Origin of the sequence: uncultured Mucilaginibacter sp. (genome assembly GCF_937859865.1) — a bacterium.
Lineage (GTDB): Bacteria > Bacteroidota > Bacteroidia > Sphingobacteriales > Sphingobacteriaceae > Mucilaginibacter_A.
On record NZ_CALMAT010000164.1, the window covers coordinates 2,009 to 8,293 of the forward strand.

At 43.9% G+C, this 6,285-nt stretch carries 4 protein-coding genes and 1 pseudogene (1 of these 5 running past the window's edge); 4 read left to right on the top strand and 1 reads right to left on the bottom strand.

The window, feature by feature from the left end; translation table 11 throughout:
* Positions 1-1,162, bottom strand: a 1,162-nt coding sequence (locus Q0192_RS17480) for a TonB-dependent receptor plug domain-containing protein (RefSeq protein ID WP_299291558.1), incomplete at its 3' end; no start/stop codon positions are given.
* An 854-nt stretch (positions 1,163-2,016) separates the two neighbouring features.
* Here Q0192_RS17480 and Q0192_RS18830 point away from each other — a divergent pair.
* The 4 genes and pseudogenes from Q0192_RS18830 to Q0192_RS17495 all read left to right on the top strand — a co-directional run.
* Entirely contained in the window at positions 2,017-2,094 is a 78-nt protein-coding gene (locus tag Q0192_RS18830; RefSeq protein WP_366518210.1) for a potassium-transporting ATPase subunit F, read from the top strand.
* Between the two features lie 12 nt (positions 2,095-2,106).
* Positions 2,107-3,825 (top strand): potassium-transporting ATPase subunit KdpA, encoded by a 1,719-nt coding sequence (gene kdpA / locus Q0192_RS17485; RefSeq protein WP_299291560.1) that lies wholly within the window; start codon positions 2,107-2,109, stop codon positions 3,823-3,825.
* 20 nt (positions 3,826-3,845) lie between these two features.
* The gene (kdpB, locus tag Q0192_RS17490; protein WP_299291562.1) at positions 3,846-5,876 is read left to right on the top strand and encodes a potassium-transporting ATPase subunit KdpB; all 2,031 of its coding nucleotides are present in this window, start codon (positions 3,846-3,848) and stop codon (positions 5,874-5,876) included.
* Positions 5,877-5,914: 38 nt separating this feature from the next.
* Positions 5,915-6,285, top strand: a pseudogene (locus Q0192_RS17495) (potassium-transporting ATPase subunit C); it runs 156 nt beyond the window's last position.

Below are 6,285 nucleotides of genomic sequence, written 5' to 3' on the forward strand. Positions count from 1 at the left end.
GCGTAACACCATCAGCCTGATAAAACTGCGGAAAAACGGCCGAACGAAACTGCCGCGTTAACTGCTGTGGAATGGTTGCACGCGTTGGGATGATGCTTTGTACGCCCGGAAAAGGCTGGCCCCAGGAAGCATAAACGCCATGCCGATAATCGTTGTTGGTGCCTTGCCCATATTTGGTTTGATAATCCGGCAAACCGGAAACGTTTTCAACAGCGTAGGAAGTGCTGTACGTGATTTCTGTCCCTTTCCGGCTTTGTTTTTTGCCGGATTTGGTAGTGATGATGATTGCGCCGTTTGCCGCCCGCGATCCGTACAACGCGGCGGCTGCGGCACCTTTCAGCACCGTCATGCTTTGAATGTTGTTTGGGTCAATATCAAAAGCACGGTTGGTAACGCCTGATCCGCCAACACTTGTTGCGCCAACATTAGCAAAACTGGAGTTGTCAAACGGAACGCCGTCCACCACAAACAAAGGCTGATTGTTGCCGTTAAGCGAAGAATTTCCGCGGATGGTGATATTTGTTCCGCCACCGGCCACGCCACCCGAAGACTGGATATTAACGCCCGCAACTTTACCGGTTAAAGCGCGCAAAGGGTCAGGTTCTGATTTTTGCGCCAGTTTATCAGCAGTAACCGTGGTTACCGAATAGCCCAAAGCAGATTTTTCGCGTTTGATGCCAGCGGCAGTTACCACCACTTCATTCAACGTTTTAGAGCTTTCAAGCAACCGGATATTGATCGTGCTTTGACTACCGACAACTACTTCCTGCGTTTCAAAACTGATGTAAGTAAAAACCAATGTACTTGCACTCCCGGGAACGGAAATCTTGTATTTTCCATCCATATCCGTAACCGTGCCTTTGTTGGTTCCTTTAATAATTACACTTACGCCCGGCAAACCAATGTTATCCAATTTGGAAGTTACTTTGCCGGTGATGGTACGCTCCTGCCGGGCATTTACAAAATCTTTGTCTTTCGTAATGAATGCTTCTTTTATCGGTACATTTTTAAGGTTGGCCGAAATATTTCTGTTTAAAACATTTGAGGTAAAACCAGGCCGGGCATACACTGCGCCCGAAAGCAAAATAATGGCTGGCAACTGTAAAACTGACGAGCGCATCAGCCTGATTAAAAGCACATTTAGGGTATAGCTTTTTTGCATATGTGAGTAGATTTTTTGTTGTTTGAAAATAGATGAAGACAATTGATCCGATACCAAAAAATCAAGACCGGTTTGGCAATTGAAGGATTTTTTTGGCAAAAGCAGTTTGAATGCTGATGCTTCTTTTAGGGCAGGTTTTTATGTATTCATAGGCAATTTTTTAGTTTTAGCATTTATTGGTTTATGTTTAAAGATGTTTTTGGAAGAAAGAAACACTTTTTGGACTATTCTTTATTAATTCCTTTATTTTAGATAATTTAATCAATAAATCTGGAAAGAATAATCAAAAAAATACCATAAATCAATTTAAAAGCAGTAGTTGCAATGTCTTTTTTTAGATTGAGAAACAGATTTCGGTCTAAATCCATAACTTTTTGATAATTACTTAATTCTTTTACTTAAATCAGCGGTAAATTAGGATAATTTTGATAATTATTTAAGCTTTATTTAATTTTTTTATTAAAATTTCTTTTAAAGCTAATTATACAGTCAAAATTATGCGCTGGTCTTTGCTTTTTCTCGTCTTTTCAGAGAAGCTTTTTCTCATCCGCAACCCGGAAAGCAAAAACAAACTTTCACCAATTTTTACCCGGTAAAAACAGTATGTAACCCTATTAAAATGAAAAAAACCTTTCATTATGATAGGTGCTGTAACTGCTCTTCCAAATAAGTTCAATTTTAACTTACTCAAAATCAATAGAATAGTTATAGACAATTTTATTGGTACTGGTTTTGGCTATGCTGATAAAAAATAATTAAAATACCATGCTCACTTTACTCCTTTTCCTTGCCCTGCTGCTTAGTTGCTGGGTTATTTTTAAAACAATTGACTGGTTCGAAAAAATCTGAAAATTATGTTAGCACTCTTCATTATCTCCCTCGCAGTATTTGCCTATATGGTTTACGTACTGCTCAAACCCGAAAATTTTTAATCAACATTTACAATGAACACCGAATTCTTAGGGATCATTGCATCCTTCGCCATCACACTTTTGATTGCTGTCCCGCTGGGGAAATACTTGGCCAAAATGTTTGCCGGCGAAAAGGTATGGACTGATTTTTTAAAGCCGTTTGAACGCTTTCTTTTTAAACTTTCGGGCATCAACCCGAACGAGCCGATGAACTGGAAACAGTTTTTAAAGGCGATGATGACCATCAACATTTTGTGGCTGGTTTATGGCTTTTTTGTACTGCTTTATCAGGATAAGTTGCCGCTAAACCCGGATAAAAACCCGGGTATGACGGCGGATTTGTCCTTCAACACCATCATCAGTTTTGTGGCCAACTGTAATTTGCAAGATTATTCCGGCGAAACCGGTGCAACTTATCTTACCCAGCACTTTATCTTTATGTTCTTGCATTTTACCAGTGCTGCCACCGGTATTGCCTGTGCGGTTGGCGTGTTTAAAGCTTTTAAAGATAAAACCGTTACAGATTTGGGCAACTTTTGGAATTATTTTGTCAAAATCATTACCCGCCTTTTGCTGCCTTTATCTATCGTCATCGCTTTGATATTAACCTTTAACGGTACGCCAAGCAGCTACGCAGGTAAAGACCAATTTATGTCGTTACAAGGCGATACGTTGAATGTATCGCGCGGTCCTGCGGCACAGATGATCGCCATTAAACATCTCGGCACCAATGGTGGCGGCTGGTTTGGCGCCAACTCTGCGCATCCGCTCGAAAACCCGAATTATTTGACCAACATGGTTGAGATTATCGCACAGTTTATCATCCCTGTGGCCATGATCCTGGCTTTTGGTTATTATATCAAAAGAAAGAAGCTGGGCTGGATCATTTTTGGCGTGATGATGTTTGGCGTGCTGATGCTTCTTTTACCCACTATTTTTAGTGAAATTGGCGGAAACCGGGCCATTGCCAAAATGGGCATTTCGCAAACCACAGGCGCAATGGAAGGCAAAGAAGTACGTTTCGGCCCGGCCGCAACTGCTTATTGGAGTACTCTAACCACCGTTACCTCAACCGGTTCTGTTAACGGTATGCACGATAGTACCATGCCGCTTACCGGTTTGTGGGAACTTTTGGCCATGATGATCAACGGGTTTTTTGGCGGCTGCGGCGTTGGGTTGCTCAACTATTTTATTTACCTCATCATCGCGGTGTTTATTTCCGGATTGATGGTTGGCCGCACACCCGAATTTTTAGGCCATAAAGTGGAAGCCAGGGAAGTTAAAATTGCCGCTTTGATTACGCTGCTCAGTCCGTTTTTGATTATGGCTGGCACTGCCTTGTCTTCCTATATCCTGACAGAACATGCCAACATCAATTGGGCGGTTAAACCATCAACCTGGTTAAACAATCCCGGCTACCACGGCTTCTCCGAAATGCTGTATCAATATACCTCCTCCAATGCCAACAATGGTTCGGGCTTTGAAGGCTTAGGTGATAACAACGTTTTCTGGAACGTATCCGCAGGGATCGTTATCCTGTTGGGCCGCTTCCTGCCCATCATTGGTCCGGTTGCCATCGCAGGTTTACTGGCACAAAAGAAGTATGTGCCCGAATCTGCCGGTACGCTTAAAATTGATACCGTAACCTTTGGCCTCATGACGTTTGCCGTCATCATGGTATTAAATGCTTTATCCTATTTCCCTGCACTGGCTTTAGGCCCGCTGGCAGAGTATTTTTCAATGCCTAAATAGCCTCACCCCTCAATATCAAAATGAAAACTTCTAATAAATTATTTGAACCAGCTTTAGTGCAAACTGCGCTCAAAGAGTCGTTCGTCAAACTCAATCCAAAAGTAATGCTTCGCAACCCAGTGATGTTTACGGTTGAGATTGGTACAGTCATCATGTTGTACGTTACCATCTACAGTTACAGCCACCACGATCAGGGTTCTTTCGGCTATAACTTTGTGGTGTTCCTGGTGCTGTTTTTAACCGTGTTGTTTGCCAATTTCGCCGAAGCCATTGCCGAAGCACGCGGTAAAGCACAAGCCGACAGCCTGCGCAAAACCCGCGAAGAAACACCGGCCAAATTAATCGGCGAAGATGGCAGCATCACTTCTGTTTCTTCCAGCCAATTAAAAAAAGGCGATGTGTTTGTTTGCGAAACCGGCGATACGATTCCAACCGATGGCGAGATTATCGAAGGTTTGGCCACGATTGATGAATCGGCCATTACCGGAGAATCTGCACCGATGATCCGCGAAGCAGGCGGCGATAAATCATCGGTAACCGGCGGAACAATGGTTTTATCCGACAAGATCAAAGTAGTAGTTACCACAGAACCCGGCGAAAGCTTTTTGGATAAAATGATTGCTTTGGTGGAAGGTGCATCGCGCCAAAAAACACCAAACGAAATTGCCTTAACCATTTTGCTGGCCAGCTTTACGCTGATCTTTATCATTGTTTGCGTAACCTTAAAACCTTTTGCGGATTATGCCCACACGCCAATCACCATTGCGGCTTTGATTTCGCTTTTTGTTTGTCTGATCCCGACAACCATCGGCGGTTTGTTATCAGCCATTGGTATTGCCGGAATGGACCGTGCGCTGCGTGCAAACGTGATCACCAAATCCGGAAAAGCGGTAGAAACGGCTGGCGATATTGATGTGTTGTTGCTGGATAAAACCGGAACCATTACCATTGGCAACCGTAAGGCCACCAATTTTTGGCCGGTAAAAGAAGTATCGGTAGATGACCTGGTAAAGGCCGCCGTATTGTCTTCTCTGGCAGATGAAACGCCGGAAGGAAAATCTATTATCGAACTGGCGCAACAAGGCAAACCAGGCATTTCGTTGCAGGTTCCTGCCGGTTCCGAGTTTATCAAATTTACGGCCGAAACCCGTTCCAGCGGCATCAACACGCCGGAAGGTTTGCGTATCCGTAAAGGCGCTTCTGATTCCATCCGCAACCTCACCGTTAATGCCGGAAATGCTTATCCGGAAGATGTGGCCGAACGTGTAAAAATGGTTTCGAGCAATGGCGGTACGCCGCTGGTAGTTTCTCAAAATGAAGTGGTTTTAGGAACGGTTGAACTGCAGGACATTATCAAAACCGGGATTGCCGAACGTTTTGAACGCCTGAGAAAAATGGGCATAAAAACAGTAATGGTAACGGGCGACAACCCGCTGACGGCAAAATTTATTGCCGAAAAAGCGGGTGTGGACGATTTTATTGCCGAAGCTAAACCGGAAGATAAAATGCACTACATCAAACAGGAGCAAAACAGCGGAAAATTGGTGGCCATGATGGGCGACGGAACAAACGATGCACCCGCTTTGGCCCAGGCCGATGTTGGCGTGGCGATGAACAGCGGAACACAAGCTGCAAAAGAAGCCGGCAATATGGTGGATTTGGACAACGACCCAACCAAACTGATCGAGATTGTAGAAATCGGCAAGCAGTTGCTGATTACCCGCGGAACGCTGACTACTTTTTCTATCGCCAATGATGTGGCCAAATATTTTGCCATCGTTCCGGCTTTGTTTATTGCTTCCATTCCTGCTTTGCAAAGCATCAATATCATGCGTTTGCACAGCCCGGAATCTGCCATTCTTTCGGCCGTAATTTTCAATGCGATCATTATTCCGCTACTGATCCCGCTGGCTTTAAAAGGCGTGGAATACAAACCGATTGGCGCGAGTGCTTTGCTTCGCCGCAACTTATTGATTTACGGTTTCGGCGGCGTGATTGCCCCTTTTATCGGCATCAAATTAATAGACCTGTTGATTGGTACAATGGTCTAATGCACATGCTTCTTTTACCCCTATAAAATCATTATAAAATGAAAAAATATTTGCTTCAATCCATCCGGTTAACGCTGGTGCTAACGGTTTTACTATGTGTGATTTATCCCGTGCTGATTTCCTTTATCGGCAAACTTTCTAAAGGCCAAGGCAACGGCGAAACCATTACCGTAAACGGAAAAGTGGTTGGTTATGCCAACATCGGCCAAAAGTTTGACAAGCCGCAATACTTTTGGGGCCGTCCTTCGGCAGTTGCTTACAATGCTGCCGGTTCCGGAGGATCAAACAAAGGCCCGAGCAACCCGGACTATTTAAAAGATGTGGGCAACCGCATTGATACCGTTTTAAAATATCACCCATATTTAAAGAAAAGTGATATTCCGGTTGATTTGGTTACCGCATCAGGAAG